This is a genomic window from Streptomyces sp. NPDC033165, from assembly GCF_055577965.1.
Window position 1 is genome coordinate 58,777 of the sequence record NZ_JBVIPK010000017.1, and the last position, 23,478, is coordinate 82,254.

General features: G+C 72.0%; 21 protein-coding genes and 1 other RNA gene. 18 read left to right on the forward strand and 4 right to left on the reverse strand.

From position 1 onward, the window contains the following. The first annotated feature begins 151 nt into the window (after positions 1 to 151). The 3 genes from ACZ5WC_RS29345 to ACZ5WC_RS29355 all read left to right on the forward strand — a co-directional run bounded on the left by ACZ5WC_RS29345 (position 152) and on the right by ACZ5WC_RS29355 (position 3,768). Positions 152 to 1,399 (forward strand): serine/threonine-protein kinase, encoded by a 1,248-nt coding sequence (locus ACZ5WC_RS29345; RefSeq protein ID WP_468543651.1) that lies wholly within the window; start codon positions 152 to 154, stop codon positions 1,397 to 1,399. A gap of 93 nt (positions 1,400 to 1,492) precedes the next feature. Continuing rightward, positions 1,493 to 2,599, forward strand: a complete 1,107-nt coding sequence (gene prfB / locus ACZ5WC_RS29350) for a peptide chain release factor 2 (protein WP_468543652.1) — start codon at positions 1,493 to 1,495, stop codon at positions 2,597 to 2,599. Between the two features lie 329 nt (positions 2,600 to 2,928). Beyond that, a complete protein-coding gene (locus ACZ5WC_RS29355; RefSeq protein WP_468543653.1) occupies positions 2,929 to 3,768 on the forward strand; it encodes an LPXTG cell wall anchor domain-containing protein in 840 nt (279 codons plus the stop codon). Positions 3,769 to 3,961: 193 nt separating this feature from the next. Here the strand turns inward: ACZ5WC_RS29355 and ACZ5WC_RS29360 are convergent, their stop codons facing one another. Beyond that, positions 3,962 to 4,162 carry a hypothetical protein gene (locus ACZ5WC_RS29360; RefSeq protein ID WP_468543654.1) on the reverse strand — a complete coding sequence of 67 codons (201 nt, stop codon included), beginning with the start codon at positions 4,160 to 4,162 and terminating at the stop codon, positions 3,962 to 3,964. A 260-nt stretch (positions 4,163 to 4,422) separates the two neighbouring features. Between ACZ5WC_RS29360 and ftsE the strand changes: the two genes are divergently transcribed. The 5 genes from ftsE (at position 4,423) to ssrA (ending at position 8,340) form a co-directional block, all read left to right on the forward strand. Then, on the forward strand, positions 4,423 to 5,112 hold the full coding sequence (gene ftsE / locus ACZ5WC_RS29365; RefSeq protein WP_018512316.1) for a cell division ATP-binding protein FtsE: 690 nt from the start codon (positions 4,423 to 4,425) through the stop codon (positions 5,110 to 5,112). Positions 5,113 to 5,171: 59 nt separating this feature from the next. Beyond that, positions 5,172 to 6,092: a permease-like cell division protein FtsX gene (gene ftsX / locus ACZ5WC_RS29370; protein WP_468543655.1), complete on the forward strand. Its 921-nt coding sequence runs from the start codon at positions 5,172 to 5,174 to the stop codon at positions 6,090 to 6,092. A 68-nt stretch (positions 6,093 to 6,160) separates the two neighbouring features. Next, positions 6,161 to 7,348, forward strand: a complete 1,188-nt coding sequence (locus tag ACZ5WC_RS29375; RefSeq protein WP_468543656.1) for a S41 family peptidase — start codon at positions 6,161 to 6,163, stop codon at positions 7,346 to 7,348. An 18-nt stretch (positions 7,349 to 7,366) separates the two neighbouring features. Beyond that, positions 7,367 to 7,855: an SsrA-binding protein SmpB gene (gene smpB / locus ACZ5WC_RS29380; protein WP_311119784.1), complete on the forward strand. Its 489-nt coding sequence runs from the start codon at positions 7,367 to 7,369 to the stop codon at positions 7,853 to 7,855. Between the two features lie 98 nt (positions 7,856 to 7,953). Next, positions 7,954 to 8,340, forward strand: a transfer-messenger RNA (tmRNA) gene (ssrA, locus tag ACZ5WC_RS29385). 100 nt (positions 8,341 to 8,440) lie between these two features. Here ssrA and ACZ5WC_RS29390 read toward each other — a convergent pair. Together ACZ5WC_RS29390 and ACZ5WC_RS29395 are read right to left on the reverse strand one after the other, a co-directional pair. Further along, positions 8,441 to 10,195: a serine/threonine protein kinase gene (locus ACZ5WC_RS29390; protein ID WP_468543657.1), complete on the reverse strand. Its 1,755-nt coding sequence runs from the start codon at positions 10,193 to 10,195 to the stop codon at positions 8,441 to 8,443. Positions 10,196 to 10,263: 68 nt separating this feature from the next. Further along, positions 10,264 to 11,625, reverse strand: coding sequence for an MFS transporter (locus ACZ5WC_RS29395; protein ID WP_468543658.1), 1,362 nt, complete (start codon positions 11,623 to 11,625; stop codon positions 10,264 to 10,266). Positions 11,626 to 11,727: 102 nt separating this feature from the next. On the opposite strand from ACZ5WC_RS29395, the gene ACZ5WC_RS29400 reads away from it, so the two are divergent. From ACZ5WC_RS29400 to ACZ5WC_RS29430, 7 genes are all read left to right on the forward strand, one after another. Next, positions 11,728 to 12,699: a LysR family transcriptional regulator gene (locus ACZ5WC_RS29400; protein ID WP_468543659.1), complete on the forward strand. Its 972-nt coding sequence runs from the start codon at positions 11,728 to 11,730 to the stop codon at positions 12,697 to 12,699. Between the two features lie 161 nt (positions 12,700 to 12,860). After that, positions 12,861 to 13,535 carry a hypothetical protein gene (locus ACZ5WC_RS29405; protein WP_468543660.1) on the forward strand — a complete coding sequence of 225 codons (675 nt, stop codon included), beginning with the start codon at positions 12,861 to 12,863 and terminating at the stop codon, positions 13,533 to 13,535. Further along, positions 13,536 to 15,776 carry a bifunctional polysaccharide deacetylase/glycosyltransferase family 2 protein gene (locus ACZ5WC_RS29410; protein WP_468543661.1) on the forward strand — a complete coding sequence of 747 codons (2,241 nt, stop codon included), beginning with the start codon at positions 13,536 to 13,538 and terminating at the stop codon, positions 15,774 to 15,776. Further along, on the forward strand, positions 15,773 to 16,975 hold the full coding sequence (locus ACZ5WC_RS29415) for an acyltransferase family protein (RefSeq protein ID WP_468543662.1): 1,203 nt from the start codon (positions 15,773 to 15,775) through the stop codon (positions 16,973 to 16,975). The genes ACZ5WC_RS29410 and ACZ5WC_RS29415 overlap by 4 nt, the downstream gene beginning before the upstream one ends. 144 nt (positions 16,976 to 17,119) lie before the next feature. After that, entirely contained in the window at positions 17,120 to 18,457 is a 1,338-nt protein-coding gene (locus ACZ5WC_RS29420; protein WP_468543663.1) for a nitrate/nitrite transporter, read from the forward strand. Positions 18,458 to 18,641: 184 nt separating this feature from the next. Then, the gene (locus ACZ5WC_RS29425; protein WP_468543664.1) at positions 18,642 to 19,784 is read left to right on the forward strand and encodes a uroporphyrinogen-III synthase; all 1,143 of its coding nucleotides are present in this window, start codon (positions 18,642 to 18,644) and stop codon (positions 19,782 to 19,784) included. A 91-nt stretch (positions 19,785 to 19,875) separates the two neighbouring features. After that, a complete protein-coding gene (locus tag ACZ5WC_RS29430; protein WP_468543665.1) occupies positions 19,876 to 20,481 on the forward strand; it encodes a GNAT family N-acetyltransferase in 606 nt (201 codons plus the stop codon). Here the strand turns inward: ACZ5WC_RS29430 and ACZ5WC_RS29435 are convergent. Then, positions 20,414 to 21,046, reverse strand: a complete 633-nt coding sequence (locus ACZ5WC_RS29435) for a GNAT family N-acetyltransferase (protein ID WP_468543666.1) — start codon at positions 21,044 to 21,046, stop codon at positions 20,414 to 20,416. The genes ACZ5WC_RS29430 and ACZ5WC_RS29435 overlap by 68 nt on opposite strands. 132 nt (positions 21,047 to 21,178) lie before the next feature. Here ACZ5WC_RS29435 and ACZ5WC_RS29440 point away from each other — a divergent pair, with 132 nt between their 5' ends. The 3 genes from ACZ5WC_RS29440 to ACZ5WC_RS29450 all read left to right on the forward strand — a co-directional run bounded on the left by ACZ5WC_RS29440 (position 21,179) and on the right by ACZ5WC_RS29450 (position 23,474). Then, complete coding sequence (locus ACZ5WC_RS29440) at positions 21,179 to 21,793, forward strand: CGNR zinc finger domain-containing protein (protein WP_468543667.1); 615 nt, start codon at positions 21,179 to 21,181, stop codon at positions 21,791 to 21,793. 65 nt (positions 21,794 to 21,858) lie between these two features. Then, on the forward strand, positions 21,859 to 22,446 hold the full coding sequence (locus ACZ5WC_RS29445; RefSeq protein ID WP_468543668.1) for a sigma-70 family RNA polymerase sigma factor: 588 nt from the start codon (positions 21,859 to 21,861) through the stop codon (positions 22,444 to 22,446). Next, the gene (locus tag ACZ5WC_RS29450) at positions 22,443 to 23,474 is read left to right on the forward strand and encodes an anti-sigma factor family protein (RefSeq protein ID WP_468543669.1); all 1,032 of its coding nucleotides are present in this window, start codon (positions 22,443 to 22,445) and stop codon (positions 23,472 to 23,474) included. Before ACZ5WC_RS29445 ends, ACZ5WC_RS29450 begins: the two co-directional genes overlap by 4 nt. Positions 23,475 to 23,478 lie beyond the last annotated feature (4 nt).

Below are 23,478 nucleotides of genomic sequence, written 5' to 3' on the forward strand. Positions count from 1 at the left end.
TTTGTCGACTTATCCGGGGTGAAATGCCCCGGATAAGCGAAGGTCGAGGCCGTCCAGGGCACGCGGCACCCCCAACGGCGCGTAACTTTGTCGACCGGGGTCCACGACTTTGTCGCCCGGGGGTCCACCGCCAGCCGCTGAGGGAGCAGTCTTGGCACGGAATATCGGCAGCCGGTACACCGCCCACCAGATCCTGGGGCGCGGCAGCGCCGGCACGGTGTGGCTCGGCGAGGGGCCCGAGGGCCCGGTCGCCATCAAGCTGCTCCGCGAGGACCTCGCGTCCGACCAGGAGCTCGTGGGCCGGTTCGTGCAGGAGCGCACCGCTCTGCTCGGGCTCGACCACCCGCACGTGGTCGCCGTCCGGGACCTCGTCGTGGACGGCAACGACCTCGCCCTGGTCATGACGCTCGTACGCGGCACCGACCTGCGCACCCGCCTGGACCGCGAGCGCCGCCTCGCCCCCGAGGCCGCCGTCGCGATCATCGCGGACGTCGCCGACGGGCTGGCCGCCGCGCACCGGGCCGGAGTGGTCCACCGGGACGTCAAGCCGGAGAACATCCTGCTCGACATGGAGGGCCCCCTCGGCCCCGGGGGCGCGCACCCCGCCCTGCTCACCGACTTCGGCGTCGCCAAGCTCATCGACACCCCGCGCCGCACCAAGGCCACGAAGATCATCGGCACGCCGGACTACCTGGCCCCCGAGATCGTCGAGGGCCTCCCGCCGCGCGCCGCCGTCGACATCTACGCCCTGGCGACCGTGCTCTACGAGCTGCTGGCCGGGTTCACCCCCTTCGGCGGCGGCCATCCCGGCGCGGTCCTGCGCCGCCACGTCACCGAGACGGTCGTCCCGCTCCCCGGTATCCCCGAGGAGCTCTGGCAGCTCCTGGTGCAGTGCCTGGCCAAGGCCCCCGCCTCCCGGCTGCGCGCCTCGGAGCTCGCCGTACGGCTGCGGGAACTGCTTCCGCTGCTGGCGGGCATCCCGCCCCTGGAGGTGGACGAGCCCGACGCCGACGAGGCCGACCAGCAGCCCCCGGCCTACGACGAGCAGCAGTACGCCCCGTCCGCAGAGGAGCCGCGCCGCCGCGGGGCGGTCCCGCTGGTGCCCGGCTCCGCGCCCGACTCCAACCGGGACACCCACACGAGCATGCGTGTCCCGGCCCCCGACGAGCTGGCGGGCGGCCCCCTCGGCACGGCCCGCGCCCCGCGCTCCCCGGGCCGCCCCCGCCCCGGCTCCGCCCGCAACAAGGCGGCCGCCCTCCGTAAGCGCCGCATCACCCTGGGCATCGCCGCCCTGGCCCTGTGCGGGGCCGTCGCGGTGGGCGGCTGGCTGGCGACCGGCGGCGGTGACGGGGACCCGGTGCCCCAGGACAGCGAGAACTCGGCCCCGGCGGCCCCGTGAGAAGGCCCTCGCCCGGGTGGGCTCCCGGGCTGCTTCCCGGGCGGCTTCCCGGGTAAGGGCAAGCTTCATCCGTCCAGCCGTTACGCTGGACCCGTGGCAGTCGTCGATATTTCCGAAGAGCTGAAGTCCCTCTCCTCGACCATGGGGTCGATCGAGGCCGTCCTGGACCTGGATGCGCTGAGGGCGGAGATCGCCGCGCTTGAGGAGCAGGCAGCGGCGCCGTCCCTGTGGGACGACCCGGAGGCGGCCCAGAAGATCACCAGCAAGCTTTCGCACCTCCAAGCCGAGGTCCGCAAGGCCGAGGCCCTGCGCGGCCGCATCGACGACCTCGGAGTCCTCTTCGAGCTCGCCGAGGACGAGGGCGACGCCGACGCCCGGGCGGAGGCCGAGGCCGAGCTGGAGTCCGTGAAGAAGGCGCTGGACGAGATGGAGGTCCGCACGCTCCTCTCCGGCGAGTACGACGCGCGCGAGGCCCTGGTGACCATCCGCGCCGAGGCCGGTGGCGTCGACGCCGCCGACTTCGCGGAGAAGCTCCAGCGCATGTACCTCCGCTGGGCCGAGCAGCACCACTACAAGACCGAGGTCTACGAGACCGCCTACGCCGAAGAGGCGGGCATCAAGTCGACCACCTTCGCCGTCCAGGTCCCGTACGCCTACGGCACCCTCTCCGTCGAGCAGGGCACCCACCGCCTGGTCCGCATCTCGCCCTTCGACAACCAGGGCCGCCGCCAGACGTCCTTCGCGGGCGTCGAGGTCCTCCCGGTCGTCGAGCAGACGGACCACATCGAGATCGACGAGTCCGAGCTGCGCATCGACGTGTACCGCTCCTCGGGCCCCGGCGGACAGGGCGTCAACACCACGGACTCCGCGGTCCGTCTGACCCACCTGCCCACCGGCATCGTCGTCTCCTGCCAGAACGAGCGCTCGCAGATCCAGAACAAGGCATCCGCGATGAACGTCCTCCAGGCCAAGCTCCTTGAGCGCCGCCGCCAGGAGGAGCAGGCGAAGATGAACGCGCTCAAGGGCGACGGCGGCAACTCCTGGGGCAACCAGATGCGTTCGTACGTCCTCCACCCGTACCAGATGGTCAAGGACCTGCGTACGGAGTTCGAGATGGGCAACCCCGAAGCGGTCTTCAACGGCGAGATCGACGGCTTCGTCGAGGCGGGCATCCGCTGGCGCAAGCAGCGGGAGAAGTAGTTTCAGCGGTACGGAAGTTGGGTCCGGACAGGTGACTGTCCGGGCCCAACTGCGTTGCGGAGGTCCGTGCCCGATACGTCACAGTCGGGCTTCCGATTAGCCGTCAAGTACCCCATATCGGTGCCTAGTGCACGGAACGGCCTTGACGTAGTCCTCAACTCTGGCCAGGGTGCTACAGCAGCATGCGTATGTCCGGGGCGGGTGTGAACCGGGGGGCGGGCGGGGTGACCACGACACGACGTGGCCCTGCCGAGAGCGATTCCCCGCAGGGCCCGCGGCCCGCATATGGCTGCTCCAATGACGAGATCGGCTACTGGGGGTAGCAACACATGACGAACAAGACGCGTGTCCGCGTCGCGCGGATAACCGCTGGCGTGGTTATCGCCGCGGGTGCCTCGCTGACCGCGGCCGGTGCGGCGCAGGCGCTGGAGATCGGCGTCGACTCCGGCATCGCCGACGTGCAGGTCCAGCTGGGCCCGGACGACGAGCCCGGCGCAACCGAGGGCGGCGATCCGGGCGGCGTCACCCAGGGGCAGACGACCTCGGGTGAGACCACGGGTGAGACGACCACGGGTGAGACCACCGGTGAGACGTCCACGACCGGCGAGACCACGACCGGTGAGACGACCACGGGTGAGACCACCGGTGAGACGTCCACGACCGGCGAGACCACCACGGGTGAGACGACCACGGGTGAGACCACCGGTGAGACGTCCACGACCGGCGAGACCACCACGGGTGAGACGACCACGGGTGAGACCACCGGTGAGACGTCCACGACCGGCGAGACCACCACGGGTGAGACCACTACCGGTGAGACCACCGGCGACACGTCCGAGGGCCAGAACGGCTCCAACGGCTCCAACGGCTCCAACGGCTCCACCGGCTCCACCGGCACCACCGGCTCCACGACCGGTGGCGACGGCGGCGCCGGCACCTGCACCGTCGACCTCGACGGTGCCGAGTGCACGGACAACACCAGCACCAACACCGACACCGACAGCGTCGGCAACCAGCCCGTCGAGCAGAGCAAGGGCAAGGAAGAGCTCGCCGAAACCGGTGCGGCCGAGACCACCTTCCTGGTCATCGGTGCCGCGACGATGATCGCGGGCGGCATCGGCTTCCGCATCCTGCCGCGGCTGGTCGGCGGCGGTCGTACGGTCGCCTAGGACCGTACGAGCCAGTACGGGGGTCCGTAACGAGCCAGTAGGACCCCCGTGCAGGCGCTGTACAGCATGACGAAGGGCCCGGAAGGAGTGGTTCACTCCTTCCGGGCCCTTCCGGCGTCAGGCCCGCTCAGGCGGGCGTACGCACACGTTTACGAGCCCCGGACGGGCCGGACGGGCCGGGCGGCGGGCCGGATCAGGCCGCTTGGTGCGCCAGCAGTGCGAGGGCGGTCAGCAGCACCACCATCAGGGCGACCAGCATGACGGGGCTCATCCCGGCCAGCGGGCCCTGGCCCTGCTCCTCCAGCATCTGCTGCCGCACGGCACGGCAGACGCGGCAGCGACCCTCGCTCACGGGCGCCGCGCAGTTCGCGCACACCAGTCGGTCATAGGTCATGCGCATTCCTCCTCCCGCGCGGCGGAGCCGCTTGCTTGCGTTCTCTCCGCACAACGCTCAGGGAAACGCAACCGTTCCCCCCACCACTGTGCCAGCTCCCGCCGTTTTCGGCGCGGCCCGCCGGACAAGCACCGGTCCGCCCCGATGCGTTCCGGGCGGTCATTCGCCATAAATCGCCCATTGTCGGACGCCGCCTGCACGCGTGAGCCCGGTTCGCGTATGGTCACGCTCACCTACTCCCGGCCGACCGTGGTGCATCCGTGATCCGATTCGACAACGTCTCCAAGACCTACCCGAAGCAGACCCGACCGGCTCTGCGCGATGTCTCGCTGGACATCGAGAAGGGTGAGTTCGTCTTCCTGGTGGGCTCCTCCGGCTCCGGCAAGTCGACCTTCATGCGGCTGATCCTGCGCGAGGAGCGCGCCAGCACCGGCATGGTCCATGTGCTCGGCAAGGATCTCGCGCGGCTGTCCAACTGGAAGGTGCCGCAGATGCGCCGCCAGCTGGGGACGGTCTTCCAGGACTTCCGTCTGCTGCCGAACAAGACGGTCGCCCAGAACGTGGCCTTCGCGCAGGAGGTCATCGGCAAGCCCCGCGGCGAGATCCGCAAGGCGGTGCCCCAGGTGCTCGACCTCGTCGGCCTCGGCGGCAAGGAGGAGCGGATGCCCGGAGAGCTCTCCGGCGGTGAGCAGCAGCGCGTGGCCATCGCCCGCGCCTTCGTGAACCGCCCCATGCTGCTCATCGCGGACGAGCCGACCGGCAACCTCGACCCGCAGACCTCCGTGGGCATCATGAAGCTGCTGGACCGGATCAACCGGACCGGCACCACCGTGATCATGGCGACCCACGACCAGAACATCGTCGACCAGATGCGCAAGCGCGTCATCGAGCTCGAACAGGGCCGTCTCGTACGCGACCAGGCGCGCGGCGTCTACGGCTACCAGCACTGACCGGGGGCCCTCGGGCCCCCGCGCATTTCGAGCATCGAGCACTGCACTGAAAGGACGCCATGCGCGCCCAGTTCGTCCTGTCGGAGATCGGCGTCGGTCTCCGCCGCAACCTCACGATGACCTTCGCGGTCGTGGTCTCCGTCGCCCTCTCGCTCGCCCTGTTCGGCGGTGCGCTGCTGATGCGCGAGCAGGTCAGCACGATGAAGGACTACTGGTACGACAAGGTCAACGTCTCCATCTTCCTCTGCAACAAGAACGACGCCAAGGACATGCCCAAGTGTGCCAAGGGCGCTGTCACCAAGGAGCAGAAGGAGCAGATCAAGGCCGATCTGGAGAAGATGGACGCCGTCCAGAAGCCTGTTCACTTCGAGACGGCCGACGAGGCGTACAAGCACTACCAGGAGCAGTTCGGCGACTCCCCGATGGCGGGCAACATCACGCCCGACCAGATGCAGGAGTCGTTCCGCGTCAAGCTCAAGGACCCGCAGAAGTACAAGGTCGTCGCCACGGCCTTCGCGGGACGGGACGGGGTGCAGTCCGTCCAGGACCAGCGGTCCATCCTGGACAACCTCTTCGAGCTGATGAACGGCATGAACGTCGTCGCGATCTACGTGATGATCCTCATGCTGGTCATCGCGCTGATCCTGATCGTCAACACCGTGCGCGTCTCCGCGTTCAGCAGGAGACGTGAGACGGGCATCATGCGCCTGGTGGGAGCCTCCGGCTTCTACATCCAGGCCCCCTTCATCATGGAGGCGGCCGTCGCCGGTCTGATCGGCGGCGTGCTGGCCTGCGCGATGCTGCTCGGCGGCCGGTACTTCCTCATCGACGGCGGCCTCGCGCTCCAGGAGAAGCTGAACCTGATCAACTTCATCGGCTGGGACGCGGTCCTCACCAAGCTCCCGCTGGTGCTCGCGATCGGCCTCCTGATGCCGGCCGTTGCGGCTCTCTTCGCGCTCCGCAAGTACCTGAAGGTGTGACATGTGCCCCCTGGGGCGTACGGGCAAGTGCCCGTACGCCCCAGGGGGCTTGTCCTAGACTCGGCGCCATGTCGGGTTGTACGCACCGCTTCGGGCCCCGCGGCCTTTGCCGCGGGGCGGCCCTGACATTGGTCTTCGGGTGCGTGCTCGCCACCGCCGCGGCGACCGGTTCGCTGCCGCAGGAGCCCGATGCCGCCCCCCGCCCGCAGACCCGGGCCGTCTCCTCCACCGTCGCCCCGGTCGACCGCGACGAGATCGAGGACGCCGCCGCCGACGCGCAGGCCGACGGGAAGTCCGTGAAGGACGCCGCCGAGGAGGTCGTCAGCCGCAGCGGGGACCGCTGGGGCGCGGTGTACGACGAGCGGGAGTACGAGGAGTTCGAGCAGGCGCTGGACGGCTCGTACACCGGTGTCGGGCTCTCCGCCCGGCGGACGGACGACGGGGCCGTCAGCGTCTCCCGCGTCCAGCCCGGCGGCCCCGCCGACCGGGCCGGAATCCGCGCCGGTGACCTGCTGCGCACCCTGGACGGCCGCCGGGTCGACAGGCGCCCCGTCGCCGAGGTCGTCGCGTTACTCCGCGGTGACGGTACGGGAGCGGCCGCGGGCAGCCGGGTGGAGCTCGGGCTCGTACGGGACGGGCGGAGCTGGACCAGGACCCTGGAGCGGGCCCGGCTGACCACCGAGGCGGTCACCGTACGGAGGCTGGGCGCGGAGCCCTCCTCGGCGGTCCTCATCAAGGTCGCCGCCTTCACCAAGGGCGCCGGGGCCAAGGTCCGGGACGCGGTCCGGTCCGCACCCGAGGGGGCCGGGATACTGCTCGACCTGCGCGCCAACTCCGGCGGTCTCGTCGCCGAGGCCGTCGTCGCCGCCTCCGCCTTCCTGGACGGCGGCCTGGTCGCCACGTACGACGTGCGCGGGGAGCAGCGCGCCCTGCACGCCGATCCGGGCGGCGACACGGACCGGCCGGTCGTCGTCCTCGTCGACGGCGGCACGATGAGCGCCGCCGAGCTGCTGACCGGGGCCCTCCAGGACCGGGGCCGCGCGGTCACCGTCGGTACGCCCACCTTCGGCAAGGGCTCCGTGCAGATGCCCAGCAAGCTTCCCGGCGGCTCGGTGGCCGAGCTGACCGTGGGCCACTACCGCACCCCGGGCGGCCACAACGTCGACGGCCGGGGCATCACCCCCGACCTCGTGGTGCGCGAGCGGGCCCAGCAGCGGGCCGAGACGGTATTGAGTGGCCTCGGGGGTGGGTCGTAGTGCGAAAATGACCGCACTATGGCGAAGGAAAAAGACACCGGGCGCAAGATGATCGCGCAGAACAAGAAGGCGCGGCACGACTACACCATCATCGACACCTACGAGTGCGGTCTCGTCCTCATGGGGACGGAGGTCAAGTCGCTGCGCATGGGGCGGGCCTCCCTGGTCGACGGGTTCGTCCAGATCGACGACCACGAGGCGTGGCTCCACAACATCCACGTCCCCGAGTACGTCCAGGGCACCTGGACCAACCACGCGGCCAAGCGGAAGCGCAAGCTGCTGCTGCACCGGGCCGAGATCGACAAGCTGGAGTCGAAGTCGCAGGAGACGGGCCACACGATCGTGCCGCTCGCGCTGTACTTCAAGGACGGCCGGGTCAAGGTCGAGATCGCGCTCGCGAAGGGCAAGAAGGAGTACGACAAGCGCCAGACGCTCCGCGAGAAGCAGGACACGCGGGAGACGAACCGCGCCATCGCCGCGGCCCGCCGGCGCCAGCGCAGCGCCTGACGGGGCCGTGGGCGGGAATACGGTGGCATCGTCCGGCGTTGGTCACGTACGATGGGCCACGCACCTCAGCGAAGGTGCGCGGATTGAAAAATCAACATGGGGATGATCGGTTTCGACAGCGGATGTCGAAGCAGGGGAAGCGAGTCGAGGAAGCGGCAATGATCTCGTAAACCATATGTCGCAAACAATAATCGCCAATTCCAAGCGCGATTCCTCCGCCTTCGCCCTCGCTGCCTAATTAGCAGCTAGCGAAGACTCTGCGGAGTGTCAGCCCGGGGGTGATCCCGACCCGGATCCTGGCATCAACTAGGGATCTAAACTTCTCGGCCCGGCCACGGGGCCGAGAAGGAAATCAAACAGTGGCTGAGCCTGTCGGAGGCTTGTTCGCGTGACCTCCGGGGCCGAGAAAAGCGCAGCGAACTGCACTCGGAGAAGCCCTGGTTCCGCACCGTTGGACGCGGGTTCGATTCCCGCCATCTCCACCACCCCATGTAAGCCTCCGCCCCGCGAGTTCACTCGCGGGGCGGAGGCTTTTCCCATGTCCGGGCGCTTCCCATGTCCAGGCGTGTCCCAGGGCGGGACGGGTCAGGGTTCCAGTACGGGGTCGGCGAGAGCGGCGATGCCTTTGCAGTCGCCGGAGGCCTTGTCGAGGGTGACGCGTAGCCGCAGTACGCCGTCGACCGGTACGTCGAAGGTCCGTTCCTTGCCCAGGGACAGGGTTCCGGACTCCAGGATCTTTCCATCGCCCAGGAACGTCACCTTTCCCTGCGACTGGGGGGAGTCGTCCGTGATGCCGCCGACGAACCGGAGGGAGGACCAGGCCCGTTCCAGGTTGTATTCGGTGACCTTGGTCCCGCTGAAGCACGGCAGGCGCGTGGTCATCGCCGTCTCGAATTCCCGGGTGTTCAGGACGGACGGTTCGGTGTCCCACGAGGAGCCGTCCACCGGCGTCAGCGCCGTCAAGGACTGGGGCTCCCTCGCGGCGGGCTCCGAAGAGTCCGAGGAGGGTGACGTGTCCGGAGTGCCGGACGGGTCGGCCGTCGGTGTCCCGGGCGATTCCGACGGGGTGCTGGGCTCGGTGCTCGGCTCTGCCGCAGGGCTCTCGGTGGCCGTACGGGTCACCTCCGGGCCCTTGCCGGAGGCGGTGCCGCCGTCGTCGTCGCCGGAGGCCAGCCGGGAGCCCAGGACCGCGCCGACCACCAGCAGCGTCACGGCAGCCGCCGCACCCAGCGGCAGCAGGTACTTCCGGCGGCGGCGCCCGATGTCCGGCGCTGTCACGGCCGCCGGCGGGTGCGTCGGTGATCCCGGCGGTGTCAGTGGTGCCGGTGGTGTCTGCGGGGCGACGTAATGCGGGCGCGCGGAGGAAGCGGCCCCGGGCGACGCGCCACCCGGCGGCGGGGACATGGGCGGCGGAGGAGCGGTGACCGTACGCGCGCGGGACGTCGTCGCCACCACCGCGGGGCGCAACTGCCGCACCCACCCGGTCAGGGACTCCGGTCTGCGGCCGGGGTCGGCCTCGTACAGCGCGAGCAGGGCGGTCCGCTGCTCCGGTGGCAGGCCGGTGACCTCCGGCAGCGCGGTGAACCGCTCGCGCAGCTGCTCCGGGGTCGCGGGCGGGGTCTCGCCGCTGAGCAGGAAGTAGGCGAGGGCGCCGAACGCGTACCGGTCGGCGGCCGGGGACCGTACGCCCTCGTGGACCTCGGGAGCCGCGAATCCGGGGGTGAACCAGACCTCGGCCGTGCGGTGTTCGGGGGCGAGCTTGCTCAGCCCGAAGTCGACCAGGGTGGCCTGGCCGTCGGAGTCGACCATCACATTGCCGGGGGAGAGATCACCGTGCACCACCACGCGGCCCGACGGGGTGGCGCTGCCCGAGTGCAGCCGGTCCAGCACCTCGGCCAGCTGCTCCAGACAGCGCACGGCCTCGCGCCGCTCGTCGGGCGTCTCCAGGGTGCGTTCGGCCCGCCAGTCCCGCAGGTCCAGGCCCTCCACGTGGTTCATCACCAGGTAGAGACAGCGGCCGGTGCTCTCCGGGGCCCGGCCCGGCGGGTGCGGGGGCGGGCCCTCGAAGTGCTCCCGTACGCCGATCACCCCGACCCGGTGCACGAAGCGGAGCAGCTCCGCCTGGTCGCTCCACGCGGCGCTGATCCGGGCGAAACCCTCCGCCGTCATGGTGGAGCGGGTGTCCAGGACCTTCACCACGACGGGCTCGGCCTCTCCGGACAGCTCCAGGTCGGCCAGGTAGAGCACCGCCTCGCCGCCGCGGCCGATGGACCGCCGCAGCCGGTACCGGTCCGGAGCCGAGTCCGGTCCGACGCGCAGACCTCCGGTCGTGGTCGCCATACGAGAAGTCCCCCCCCGGGTACGCGTGAACAGCGGCCGGGCCAGCCTCTCCCAGCGATCTGGCCAGGTCAACTCCTGTTCGGTGCGGTGGGCTTGGCAGCGCGGCTCGTGGCGACTCGGGCTCTGGCCCCGCGGCCCGCCGCACCGGCGAGGGCGGTGGCCAGCGCGAGGGCCGCCGCGCACACCGGGGCCGCGTAGCCGGAGGCCGTCCCCGCATGCTCCACCAGCCAGCCGCCGGTCGCCGCCCCGGCCGCGACCCCGCCCAGCAGTGCGGTCACCGAGAGCGTCATGCCCTCGTTCAACTGCTCCTGCCGCGTGGCCCGTTGGACCAGCGTCATGCCCGTCACCATGGTGGGGGCCGTTGCCGCGCCCGCGAGCAGCAGGCAGAGCGCCAGGACGGGCAGGGACGCCGACGCGGCAGCGGCCAGCAGCGGCAGGGACATCAGCGCCGTCATCCCGGCCAGAGCGAGCACCAGCCGGAGGTGGACGTTCCGGGCGGGGCGCAGCGCACCGTAGACCAGGCCCGCCGCCCCCGAGCCCGCCGCCTGGAGCGCCAGGATCGCGCCTCCTGCATGCGCGATGGAGACCACCTCCAGCGCCCCGAACACCGCACCCGTGGCGAGGAAGACCGCCAGCAGCGCGGGCATCCCGGGGGTGCGCAGGGGCGAGGGCACCGCCTTCGTGCGCGGGGCGACCGGCGGTTCCGTGGCGCGCTGGGCGGTGAAGACCAGGACGCCGGTCATCAGGAGCAGCGCCCCCGCCAGGGTGCCCGCCTCCGGGAACAGCGCCCCGCAGAGCGTCGCGGCGAGGACCGGGCCCAGCATGAAGCACAGCTCGTCGGCGGACTGCTCGAAGGAGTTCGCGGTGTGCAGGGCCGCCGGATCGCCCCGGTGCAGACGCGCCCAGCGGGCCCGGGACATCCCGCCGGTGTTGGGGGTGGTGGCGGTCGTGGCGTACGCGGCGAAGAGGGTCCAGGCCGGGGCGTCGTGGTGTACGCACAGCACCAGGGCCAGCGAACCGAGCACGGCGATGGCGGTGGCGGGCACGGCGACCCGCGCCTGTCCGAAGCGGTCCACGAGCCGGGCGGTGAACGGCGCGACGAGGGCCGTGGCCGCCAGCCCGGTCGCGGTCACCGCCCCGGCCAGGGCGTACGACCCGCGGGACCCGGCGATCATGATGACCGCGCTGACACCGAGCATCCCCATGGGCAGCCGGGCGATCAGGCTGCCCGCCGTGAACGCGCGGGCCCCGGGGGTCGCCAGCAGCCGGAGATACGGGTTCGGCGGCCGCCGCAGCGCGCGTTCCGGCGCGACGCGCGGGGCCGCGATCAGATGGCCGCCCGCGACCGTGAGCAGGGGAGTGGCGGAGGGCGCGGGCCGGGCCGCCCGGAGCGGCCGGGCGGCAGGGGGTGCGGCAGGGCGTATCGGCATGCGGCCAGGCTCACCCCGGCCCGCCGCCCGGGTCCAACACCTTCTCCGGGCCGATTCACGCAGAGGTGTTGTGAGTGGTCTCCCGCGTTGTAGATTCGCCGCGTGCCCGCCCCCGACACCGATCCCCGACTCCTGCGCGCCTTCCTCGCCGTCGCCGAGGAGCTGCACTTCACCCGCGCCGCCGCCCGTCTCTTCGTGGCGCAGCAGGCGCTGAGCCGGGACATCCGGCGGCTGGAGCGCGAACTCGGTACGGAGCTGTTCGTCCGCACCACGCGTCAGGTCGCCCTCACCCCGGACGGCGAGCGCCTCCTCCCGTACGCCCGCCGGGTCCTCGACGCGCACGCCGAGCTCACCGGGGCCTTCAGCGGTTCGCCCGCCCGGCCGCTGCTCGTCGACCTGAACAGTGAGGGGGCGACCGCCGCCCGGGTGCTGGAGCGGGCCCGGGAGCTGGTTCCGGAGTGCGAGCTGATGGCCCGCTTCGAGTCCGGGCTGACCCGGGCCGCCGCCGAGATCCTGGCCGGCCGGCTCGACGCCTCCTTCGGCCGGGCCGCCGGACTGGGCCCCGCGGTGCTCGCGCAGCTGTCCGTACAGCCGGTGCGGTACGAGCCGATGGCCCTGATGCTCCCGGTCTCCCACCCCCTCGCGGGCCGGGAGGCCATCGCCCTGTCCGAGCTGTCCGGAGAGACCGTCTACGCGGGGGCGGGCAACGAGCGGACGCTGGAGTGGACCGACCTCGCCGCACAGCTGTTCGCCGCCTGGGACATCGTGCTGGCCCCACCCATCCCGCTCGCCGTGGGTGTGGCCGAATTTCAACGGGTGATGTCGAAAGCCGGTCACCCCGTGCTCGCCGTTGTCGATTTCCCGACGCTGCCCGGAACGGTGCTGCGCCCGCTCGTCGATCCGGTTCCGCTTTCGCCGGTGGCCCTGGTCTGGCGCAAGGGGCTCCAGCATCCGGGGGTGGACGCCCTGCGCAACGCTACTGACCAGTTGGCACAAGCCCATGGGTGGATGGTGCCACCGCCCGGCTCCTGGCTTCCCGAGGAGGATCTGTCACTGATGCGCAACTGTTCCTGATCAACTCCGTTCAGGGACACTTGGGCGTCAATGCCGTGCGCTACATTCATCGTCCGAGTGGATGAACGTCAGGGTGCGCGGACAGGTGGGGCCCCGTCCGACAGTAGAGAACCGGTCAATTCCGTGCGCCTGATTCTTGAGTGGGGGGTTGGGCTTCAGTCGTGGACAACTGGCGCGAGGGCATGAGAACCGGGCACACGCACGAGCCCAACGACGCGACAATCCAGCTCGACGGGCTGGGGCGTCAGCTCGCCGAGCTGCCCGGTGAACCCGCCCCGCCGGACAGTTCCGAAGGGCCGGTCTTCGTCGACGAGAGCGGCCGCCGCGGCAAGACCTTCCGACGCCTCGGCTGGGCTCTCGCCACGGTCTGCGTCGCCTACGCCGTCACCCTCGTCTTCGCCGTCATCGGCGGCAGCTCCAGCGCCCCCTGGCTGCCCCTGTCCGAGCCCAAGGAGGAGGTGAAGGCGGAGCAGGCCGAGGAGGACCCCGTGCCCGGCGACGCCGCCGACCCGTCCGACGGAGCGCCGGAGGCCACCCCCGGCGCCTCCGGTCCGGCAGCCCCGGAGTCCGGCACCCCCGGCAGCGCGGCCCCCTCGGCCACCTCCGTCGTCGTGCCCGCCGGATCGACGGGCCGCCCCTCCGCCTCCGCCCCGCCGGCGCCGTCCAGCGGCACCGGGGGCGGCGAGGCCACGGAGCCGGCCCCCGCGACCTCGGCCGCCGAGCCGTCGGCCGAGCCTCCGCCGCCGTCCCCCGAGCCCGAACCGGAGCCGCCTGCTCCGACGAGCGGCCCCACCGGGACTCCCGAAACCCCGGTGCAAGAAGAGAGCGCCCCGTAAATGAACTCCCCCGCCCCGCGGGGCAGGCGTGACCGGTCGAAGCGGGCCTCGCGGAAGCGGAGGCCGAGCAGCAGCCCGCTCAGGCTCCCCATGCGCTACCTCCTGCCCTCGACCCTGCTCGTCGCCCTGCTCGTGATGCTGATGCTGCGCGGTTACGTCCACAACGAGTTCCAGGCCGACCACCGCGTACGGCCACCCGCGCCCACCACCCAGGTGCCGACGGAGGTCCTCGACGGCGGTCCCGTCATCGACGCCCGCGGGGGCGACCCCAGGACGCTCCGCATACCCGACAACCGGATCGTCCTGACCTTCGACGACGGGCCGGACCCGGTGTGGACGCCGAAGGTGCTCGACAAGCTGAAGGAGTACGACGCGCACGCCGTCTTCTTCGTCGCCGGGAACATGGCCGCACGCCACCCGGACCTGGTCCGGCGGATGGTCGACGAGGGCCACGAGATCGGCCTGCACACCTTCGGGCACCCCGACCTCTCCTACCAGACCTCCGAGCGCATCGACCGGGAGCTCTCCCAGAACCAGCTGGCGCTGGCGGGCGCCGCCGGAATCCGGAGCTCGCTGTTCCGGCCGCCGTACTCCTCGTTCTCGTACGCCATGGACAACAAGTCCTGGCCGGTCACCGAGTACATCGGCAGCCGCGGCTATCTCACGGTCGTCAACGACACCGACAGCGAGGACTGGAAGCGCCCCGGAGTCCGCGCCATCGTCGAACGGGCCACGCCGAAGGACGGCGAAGGCGCCATCGTCCTGCTGCACGACTCCGGCGGCGACCGCTCCCAGACCGTGGCCGCGCTGGACCTCCTGCTGCCGGACCTGAAGAAGAAGGGCTACACCTTCACCCGGCTCACCACCGCCCTCGACGCCCCCAGCGCGCACACCCCGGTCACCGGGTTCGCGCTGTGGAAGGGCAAGGCGTTCGTCTCCGCCGTCGCCGTCTCCGAGCGGATCACCGGCGTCCTGGTCGTCGGGCTCGCCGTCATCGGCGTCCTGGTCCTGGCCCGCTTCGGGCTGATGCTGCTGCTGTCCTTCGCCCACGCCCGCAAGGTCCGCCGCAAGGGCTTCCGCTGGGGCGACCCCCTCATGCGCCCGGTCTCCGTCCTCGTGCCCGCGTACAACGAACGCGAGTGCATCGAGGCGACAGTCCGCTCACTGGTCGCCAGTGACCACCCCATCGAGGTCATCGTCATCGACGACGGCTCCACCGACGGCACCGCCGACCTCGTCGAAGCGATGCGGCTGCCCCGCGTACGGGTGGTGCGCCAGCAGAACGCGGGCAAACCGGCCGCCCTCAACAACGGTATCCGGCACGCCCGTTACGACATCGTCGTGATGATGGACGGCGACACCGTGTTCGAACCGTCCACCGTCCGCGAGCTGGTCCAGCCCTTCGCCGACCCCCGGGTCGGAGCCGTCGCGGGCAACGCCAAGGTCGGCAACCGCGACTCCCTGATCGGCGCCTGGCAGCACATCGAGTACGTGATGGGCTTCAACCTGGACCGCCGGATGTACGACGTACTCGGCTGCATGCCCACCATCCCCGGCGCCGTCGGCGCGTTCCGCCGCGAGGCCCTGGAGCGGGTCGGCGGGATGAGCGAGGACACCCTCGCCGAGGACACCGACGTCACCATGGCCCTGCACCGGGACGGCTGGCGTGTCGTCTACGCGGAGAACGCCCGCGCCTGGACCGAGGCGCCGGAGTCCGTACAGCAGCTGTGGTCCCAGCGCTACCGGTGGTCGTACGGCACGATGCAGGCCATCTGGAAGCACCGGCGCGCGGTGATCGAACGCGGGCCCTCGGGCCGCTTCGGCCGGGTCGGGCTGCCGTTCGTCTCCCTGTTCATGGTCGTCGCCCCGCTGCTGGCGCCCCTGATCGACGTGTTCCTGCTGTACGGACTGGTCTTCGGGCCGACCGCGAAGACCGTGGCCGCGTGGTTCGGGGTGCTGGTGGTGCAGGCGGTCTGCGCGGCGTACGCGTTCCGGCTGGACCGGGAACGCATGGTGCACCTGATCTCGCTGCCGCTCCAGCAGATCCTCTACCGCCAGCTCATGTACGTGGTGCTGCTCCAGTCGTGGATCACCGCGCTCACCGGTGGCCGGCTGCGCTGGCAGAAGCTGCGCCGCACGGGGGCCGTGGAGGCGCCCGGCGGCACCTCCACCCGGACCCCGCAGCGTGCCGCGGCCGGGTCCGGCGACGGGAACGGCACGGGCCGGAGGCCGTACGCATGACCGCGCCGCCCCGGCCCGCGACCGCCGACGGGTCCGCCGCCCCGGCCCCGGCCGACCCGGCACCGGAAGCCCCCGCCCCCGTACCCCCGCCCCACCGCCCCGTCCGCGACCGGTACTTCGACCTGCTGCGGGCCCTCGCCCTCTTCCGGGTCGTCCTCTACCACCTCACCGGCTGGGCCTGGCTGCCGATCGTCTTCCCGTCCATGGGCGTGATGTTCGCGCTCGCCGGAACGCTGATGGCCCGCTCGCTGGAACGGCCCGCCGCGCGGGTGATCCGCGGCCGGGTCCGCCGGCTGCTGCCGCCGCTGTGGCTGCTCGGGGCGATCGGCGTCACCGGCATGGCCGCCCAGGGCTGGGGCCCGGACGCCGAGGGCCACCCCGGCTGGTGGTGGCAGCACCTGGCGTACTGGGTGCTGCCGCTGAGCGATCCGCCGTACGCGTACGACGTGGCGGGCGTCCCCGGCTTCCTGGGGGAGAGCTGGCCGGAGGAGCTGGCCGGACCGCTCTGGTACATCCGGGCCTACCTCTGGTTCGTCCTGCTCTCGCCGCTGATCCTGCGCGGGCTGCGCAGACTGCCCTGGCCGACGCTGCTCGCGCCCCTCGCGCTCGCCGTCGTGATGCGGCTCGACCTGTTCTCCACCACCGACCGCCTCGACTCCGCGATCACCGACTTCTCCACCTTCGGCGCCTGCTGGGTCCTCGGCATGGCCCACCAGGAAGGCGCCCTGAAACGGCTGCCCGGCTACGTCGTGCCGTCGATCGCCCCGCTGTTCGCGGGCGCGGGGCTGTGGTGGGCGAGCCACGAGGGCTTCCGCGGCGGCTTCGACCTGGACTCCATCCCGCTCGCCCAGGCCCTGTGGTCCTTCGGCTGTGTGCTGCTCCTGCTGCACTACAGCCCCTCCTGGACCGAGTGGCCCGAGCGGCTGCGCGCCTTCGACCGGCCGATCACGCTCCTCAACTCGCGGGCGGTGACCGTCTACCTCTGGCACAACGTCTGCATCCTGACCGCCGCCACGCTCTACGACCGGCTGTGGTCGGTCGACGCCCTGAGCGAGAACGTGCCCTGGCTGCTGGAGAGCTGGGTGCCCGTGCTGCTGCTCACCTGGGCCCTCATCGCGCTCTGCGTCCTCGCCTTCGGCTGGGCCGAGGACCTCGCGGCCAGGCGCCGCCCGCGGCTCTGGCCGGACGGGAGACCGTAGACCGCGTCCCGGGGCCGCATCTCACCGGGCCGGAAACGGCCCGGTGAGAGCAAGGTTGCCCACAGGTCACCTCCCGGCACCGCACCGAAACGCGCACTCCCTAGCGTCGGGGGCAACACCCCGACCCCCCTGTGGAGGCACGTGATGGCAGGCCGTTGGATCGAGACCTGGGAGCCGGAGGACGAGACGTTCTGGCGGGAGAAGGGGGAGCGTGTCGCCCGCCGCAACCTGTGGTTCTCCGTGCTCTCCGAGCACATCGGATTCTCCATCTGGACCCTGTGGTCGGTGATGGTCCTGTTCATGGGACCGGAGTACGGCGTCGACCCGGCCGGGAAGTTCTTCCTCATCTCGACGGCCACCCTGGTCGGCGCACTGGTGCGGGTGCCGTACACCTTCGCCGTCGCCCGGTTCGGCGGCCGCAACTGGACGGTCTTCAGCGCGGTGAGCCTGCTCGTCCCGACGCTCGCCGCGTATCTGGTGATGGAGCCCGGCACCTCGTACGCCACCTTCGTGGTGGTCGCCGCGCTCACCGGTATCGGCGGCGGGAACTTCGCCTCCTCGATGACGAACATCAACGCCTTCTTCCCGCTGCGCAAGAAGGGCTGGGCGCTCGGCCTGAACGCGGGCGGCGGCAACATCGGCGTACCCGTCGTCCAGCTCATCGGCCTCCTCGTCATCGGCACGCTGGGGGCCTCGCACCCGCGGATCGTGCTCGGTGTCTACATCCCGCTGATCGTCGTGTCCGCCGTGTGCGCCGCGCTGTACATGGACAACCTCCGGCCCGTGAAGAACGACGGCGGGGCCGCACTGGAGGCCGTCCGCGACCCGCACACCTGGATCATGTCGGTCCTCTACATCGGCACCTTCGGCTCGTTCATCGGCTACAGCTTCGCCTTCGGCCTGGTGCTCCAGACCCAGTTCGGCCGTACCCCGCTCCAGGCCGCGTCGCTCACCTTCATCGGCCCGCTGCTGGGCTCCCTGATCAGGCCCGTCGGGGGCCGGCTCGCCGACCGGTACGGCGGTGCGCGGATCACGCTGGCCACCTTCGGTGCGATGGCCGCCGCCACCGTCTTGGTCATCCAGGCCTCCCGGTCCTCCTCGCTGCCGGTCTTCCTCGTCGGCTTCATCGCCCTGTTCGTACTGACGGGGCTCGGCAACGGATCGACGTACAAGATGATCCCCGGCATCTTCCACGCCAAGGCGCTCGCCCAGGGGCTCGACGGGGAGGCGGCCGCCTCCCAGGGGAGGCGCATCTCCGGCGCGGCCATGGGGCTCATCGGGGCCGTCGGGGCGCTCGGCGGCCTCGCGATCAACCTCGCCTTCCGCCAGTCCTTCCAGACCTCCGGCACCGGAACGGCGGCCTTCTGGTCCTTCCTCGCCTTCTACGGCGTGTGCTCCGCGGTCACCTGGGCGGTATACCTTCGCCGGCCCGCACCCGCTCCCGTGCCCACGAAGCCGCAGATCGGTTACGCGGAGGTGTAGGAGAACCACGGTCCGGTGACGGGCGACGTAACGGCCGGGAAATACGGGAGGACCGAGCCTGTCACGCGGGGTTGGCAGTCTCGGGCTCCGTACCGACGAGTACCGGTGAGTGCCGACGAGTACTGACGGGAAGCACGGGACCAGACGAGAGCCAGCGGGAACAACAGGAGCCGGGAACACGCCAATGCAGGACGACGACGCAACGCACGGGCCCCTCGCGGGCTTCACGGTCGGGGTGACCGCCGCCCGTCGTGCCGAGGAGCTCGGCACCCTCCTCAAACGCCGCGGGGCCGCCGTCCTGCACGCCCCCGCCCTGCGGATCGTGCAGCTCGCCGACGACAGCGAACTCCTCACCTCGACCAAGGAGCTGATCGACCACGCCCCGGACGTGGCGGTCGCCACCACCGCGATCGGCTTCCGCGGCTGGATCGAGGCCGCCGACGGCTGGGGCATCGGCGACGCCCTCCTGGAGCGGCTGCGCGGCGTCGAACTCCTCGCCCGGGGCCCCAAGGTCAAGGGCGCCATCAGGGCCGCCGGGCTGACCGAGGCCTGGTCGCCCGGGTCCGAGTCGATGGCCGAGGTCCTCGACCGGCTCCTCGCCGAGGGCGTCGCGGGCCGCCGGGTAGCCCTCCAGCTGCACGGCGAACCGCTGCCCGGCTTCGTGGAGTCCCTGACCGCCGCGGGCGCCGACGTCGTCGTCGTACCCGTCTACCGCTGGATGCCCCCGCAGGACCTCGCCCCGCTCGACCGGATGCTCGACGTCACCGCCGCCCGGGGCCTGGACGCGATCACCTTCACCAGCGCCCCCGCCGCCGCCTCGTTCCTGGGCCGCGCCGAGACCCGCGGGGTGCTCCCGGAAGTCCTCGGGGCCCTGCGCGACGACGTCCTCGTCGCCTGCGTCGGGCCGGTCACCGCCCTGCCGTTCCAGGCCCGGGGCATCGCCACGGTCCAGCCGGAACGCTTCCGGCTCGGCCCACTCGTCCAGCTGATGTGCGCCCAGCTCCCGGCAGCCGCCCGCATCCTGCCGATCGCCGGACACCGCGTGGAGATCCGGGGCCACGCGGTCCTCGTCGACGACGAACTGCGCGCGGTGCCGCCCGCGGGCATGGCCCTCCTGCACGCCCTGGCCCGCCGCCCCGGCTGGGTGGTGGCCCGCGCGGAGCTGCTGCGGGCCCTGCCCGGCAGCGGCACCGACGAACACGCGGTGGAGACGGCGATGGCCCGGCTGCGCTCGGCGCTGGGTGCGCCCCGGCTGATCCAGACCGTCGTCAAACGCGGCTACCGGCTGGCGCTGGACCCGTCGGCGGACAGCAAGTACGGGCGCTGAGGGGGCCGTACGGGGGTGGCCCGGGGGGCCGGGGACGCGTTCCGCCGGAATCCGGTGGGGCGGGACGCCCGGGCCCGGTTAGCGTGACCGGATGACTGACCGCACGCGCCCGCACCACGGAACGACCGCCAACGCCCAGCCGCTCACCCGCCCGCTCACCCCCGACGTCACCCTCCGGCCCGCCGCGCTAGCCGACGCGCCTTCCTTCGCCACGGCCCTCACCCGCAGCCGCGCGTACATGCGCCGCTGGGAACCCGTACGCCCGGAGGGCTTCTACGCTCCCGAGGGCCAGGCCGCCCGGCTCACCGCGCTGCTCGCCGAGCGGGACGCGGGACGTGCCATGCCGTGGGCCCTCGCGGACGCCGACGACCGGGTCATCGGCGCCTTCACGCTCAACGCCATCGAGCGCGGCCCCTACCGCAACGCCCGCCTCGGCTACTGGGTCGACGTGGACCACGCCGGACGCGGCCTGGCCACCGCCGCCGTCGGCGCGGTCTGCGACGCGGCCCGCGACAGCCTCGGCCTGCACCGCGTCGAGGCGGCGACCGTCACCGAGAACGCGGCCTCCCAACGGGTGCTGTCCAAGGCCGGGTTCGAGCGGATCGGCACGGCCCCCGGCTATCTGCACATCAACGGCCGCTGGCGCGACCACCACCTGTTCCAGCGGCTGCTGCACGACGATCCGCCGTTCGCCTGACCTCCGCCGCGGGCGCCTCGCGGGCATGGAGGTGACCGTCGAGCGGGTAGTCGGGCGGCAGCGCGCTCAGCAGCTCCGCGAACGCGTACCCGCACTTCTCCGCCACCCGGCAGGAGGCCACGTTGTCCACCTGGTGCAGCAGCTCAAGCCGGACCAGCCCCTCGTCGGCGAAGGCCGTGAACGCCCAGTCGGTGAGGGCGGCCAGGGCCCGTGACGCCACGCCCCTGCCGCGCGCCCCCGCCGTCGTCCAGTACCCCACCTCGGCCCGCTCGGGCCCCGGCCCCGGTCGCTTCAGCGCGAGGTTGCCGACCAGCTCCCCGCCCCGGCCGGTGTCCGTCACCGCGAAGCTGAAGCGGCTGCCCGACTCCCGCCCCGCGCGCTGCGCCGCCAGCCAGCGTTCCGCCTCCTCCGGCGTGTACACGGGCGTGCTGATCCACTGCCGCATCGCCGGGTCGTCGTAGGCCGCCAGCAGCGCCGACGCGTCCTCCTCGCGCCAGGGGCGCAGCAGCAGAGTGCCGGCGGTGAGCGTGAGGTCTTCCCCGAGTGTTCCCCCGTGACCGTTCATGGCTGCCACGGTAGCGGCACCGGCCTGGCGGCCGGAGCCCGGCCCGGGCGGTGGCAGGGGTTCCGGCCGGGCCCCGGCAGGGGCACTCTGGGGGTGGCAGTCCGCCGGTGACGCCGAGGTGGTGACCCGCGCATGGGTACGGGCAGGTATGCGCACGTGTGGCGGTTCGACGCGGGCCGGATCTGCCTCGACCTGGTGGCCACCGGGAGCGCGGGCGGGGCGCCCGGGGCACGTGAACAGCTGCCGGACCCCGAGCACTTGGCGGGATGGCTGGCCGCCGCACGGCTCGTGCCACCGGGCACCGCGCTGCCCGTGCTGGACGACACGTGGGTCGCCCGCTTCCATGAACTGCGGGCGGAGCTGGCCCTCCTGATGGAAGCCCAGTCGGGCGGCCCGCGCGCGGACGGCGCGCTGGAGCGGGTCAACGCCCTGGCGGCCGGGGCGCCCCCGGGGCTGCGGGCGGTGCGCGCGGCCGACGGTGAGCTGGTACGGGCCCTGAGCGCGGACCCCGACTGCCCGGGGCTCCTCGCCGTCGTGGCGCGGGACGCGGTGGACCTGCTCACCGATCCGGTGGCGCGCGCGGCCCTGCGCCGCTGCCAGGGCGAGGACTGCCGCCGGCTCTACCTGGACACCTCGCGGGGCGGGCGGCGGCGCTGGTGCTCCGGCGAGGTCTGCGGCAACCGCGAACGGGTCGCCAGGCACCGGCGGCGGGCGCTCGAAAAAGAATTTCCGCCCGGCGTTGAATGAACCGGGCCCCGTCCCCGTATCGATGGTCGAAGAGCTCGATTCAGGGTCTCGACCGGGAGGTTCGGGTGCGCAAGGATGCGGCCGTGGCCGATGACCGTCCGCACAGGGCTCGACATCGCAGTGAGCCGCCCCCGTCCCCCTCCGGGATACCCGACGAGGAGCTGATGCGGGCGCTGTACCGCGAACATGCCGGGCCGCTGCTCGCGTACGTACTCCGACTCGTGGCGGGCGACCGCCAGCGGGCCGAGGACGTGGTGCAGGAGACGCTCATCCGTGCCTGGAAGAACGCCGGCCGGCTCAACCGGGCCACCGGCTCCGTCCGCCCCTGGCTGGTGACGGTCGCCCGGCGCATCGTCATCGACGGCCACCGCAGCCGGCAGGCCCGGCCGCGCGAGGTCGATCCGTCGCCGCTGGAGGTCATTCCCGCGGAGGACGAGATCGACAAGGCGCTGTGGCTGATGACGCTCTCGGATGCGCTCGACGATTTGACTCCCGCGCACCGGGAAGCATTGGTCGAGACCTACTTCAGGGGACGTACCGTCAATGAGGCCGCCGAAGTACTCGGCGTCCCCAGCGGGACCGTACGGTCCCGGGTCTTCTACGCACTCCGTTCGATGAAGCTCGCACTCGAAGAGAGGGGGATCACGGCATGAGTGACCACGAGTGGCAGCCGTTCGGGCCCCGGCCTCCCGGCCCCCGCCCGCCGTCCGGTCCCTCAAGTCCCCCGTATCCCGCGGGTCCTGCACACCCCTCAGGGCCCGCGCCCGCCTCCGGCCACAGCCACGGCTACGGCGCGGGCCCCGCCTTTGGCGCGAGCCCCGCGTACCTGTCCGGCTCCGGTGGTCCCTCCGGCCCTGGTGGTCCCTCTGGTCCCTCTGGCCCCTCCGGGCGCGAGGAGCCGTTCGCCGTACCGCCCGAAGGGTCCGAGCACGACGCTGCCGCCGCGTACGTCCTCGGCATCCTGGACGACGCCCAGGCGAGCGCCTTCGAGGCGCACCTCGCCGGGTGTGCCCGGTGCGCCGCCCATCTCGACGAGTTCGCCGGGATGGAGCCCGTGCTCGCGCTGCTGGTCGACGCGCCCGCGGCACCGCCCGGGGCCCGCCCCGTACCGAAGGCTCCCGAGCGGCCCGCGCCCCGGCTGCTCGGCGGGCTGATGGACGAGGTCGCGCGCAAGCGGCACCGGCGCAGCAGGCGCAGCCGCTACCTGGTCGCCGCGGCCGCCGCCCTGATCATCGGCGGCCCGGTCGCCGCCGTCGCGGTCACGGCAGGCGACGACGGCGGCCCGCCGGTGGCCGCGGGCGACCCGCACCCGACCAGCCCGGCCGAGGACGCCTTCTTCGAGCACATGACGGAGAAGGTGTCGGCCACCGACCCCACCACCCGGGTCGGCGCGACCGTCGGCATGGAGGAGAAGGCCTGGGGCACCCATACGGTCCTGGAGCTGAAGAACGTCAAGGGACCGCAGAAGTGCACCCTGATCGCCGTCTCCAAGACGGGCGAGGAGGAGGTCGTCACCTCCTGGTCCGTCCCGCGGTGGGGATACGGCATCGAGGGCGCCGCGAACCCGACCGCGAAAGCCCCGCTGTACGTGCACGGCGGGGCGGCGATGGACCGCGAGGACATCGACCGCTTCGAGGTGCGGACCTTCGACGGGGAGCGGCTGGTGGAGATCGGAGCCTGAGCCG

What these genes read in the sequence shown, in the direction of transcription:
- ACZ5WC_RS29440 (WP_468543667.1), top strand. Translation starts at nt 21,179, where the DNA reads ATGGGTACGGGCAGGTATGCGCACGTGTGGCGGTTCGACGCGGGCCGG.
- ACZ5WC_RS29410 (WP_468543661.1), top strand. Translation starts at nt 13,536, where the DNA reads ATGAACTCCCCCGCCCCGCGGGGCAGGCGTGACCGGTCGAAGCGGGCC.
- smpB (WP_311119784.1), top strand. Translation starts at nt 7,367, where the DNA reads ATGGCGAAGGAAAAAGACACCGGGCGCAAGATGATCGCGCAGAACAAG.
- ACZ5WC_RS29375 (WP_468543656.1), top strand. Translation starts at nt 6,161, where the DNA reads ATGTCGGGTTGTACGCACCGCTTCGGGCCCCGCGGCCTTTGCCGCGGG.
- ACZ5WC_RS29420 (WP_468543663.1), top strand. Translation starts at nt 17,120, where the DNA reads ATGGCAGGCCGTTGGATCGAGACCTGGGAGCCGGAGGACGAGACGTTC.
- ACZ5WC_RS29360 (WP_468543654.1), bottom strand. Translation starts at nt 4,162, where the DNA reads ATGACCTATGACCGACTGGTGTGCGCGAACTGCGCGGCGCCCGTGAGC.
- ftsX (WP_468543655.1), top strand. Translation starts at nt 5,172, where the DNA reads ATGCGCGCCCAGTTCGTCCTGTCGGAGATCGGCGTCGGTCTCCGCCGC.
- ACZ5WC_RS29450 (WP_468543669.1), top strand. Translation starts at nt 22,443, where the DNA reads ATGAGTGACCACGAGTGGCAGCCGTTCGGGCCCCGGCCTCCCGGCCCC.
- ACZ5WC_RS29430 (WP_468543665.1), top strand. Translation starts at nt 19,876, where the DNA reads ATGACTGACCGCACGCGCCCGCACCACGGAACGACCGCCAACGCCCAG.
- ACZ5WC_RS29415 (WP_468543662.1), top strand. Translation starts at nt 15,773, where the DNA reads ATGACCGCGCCGCCCCGGCCCGCGACCGCCGACGGGTCCGCCGCCCCG.
- ACZ5WC_RS29435 (WP_468543666.1), bottom strand. Translation starts at nt 21,046, where the DNA reads ATGAACGGTCACGGGGGAACACTCGGGGAAGACCTCACGCTCACCGCC.
- ACZ5WC_RS29355 (WP_468543653.1), top strand. Translation starts at nt 2,929, where the DNA reads ATGACGAACAAGACGCGTGTCCGCGTCGCGCGGATAACCGCTGGCGTG.
- ACZ5WC_RS29425 (WP_468543664.1), top strand. Translation starts at nt 18,642, where the DNA reads ATGCAGGACGACGACGCAACGCACGGGCCCCTCGCGGGCTTCACGGTC.
- ACZ5WC_RS29390 (WP_468543657.1), bottom strand. Translation starts at nt 10,195, where the DNA reads ATGGCGACCACGACCGGAGGTCTGCGCGTCGGACCGGACTCGGCTCCG.
- ACZ5WC_RS29395 (WP_468543658.1), bottom strand. Translation starts at nt 11,625, where the DNA reads ATGCCGATACGCCCTGCCGCACCCCCTGCCGCCCGGCCGCTCCGGGCG.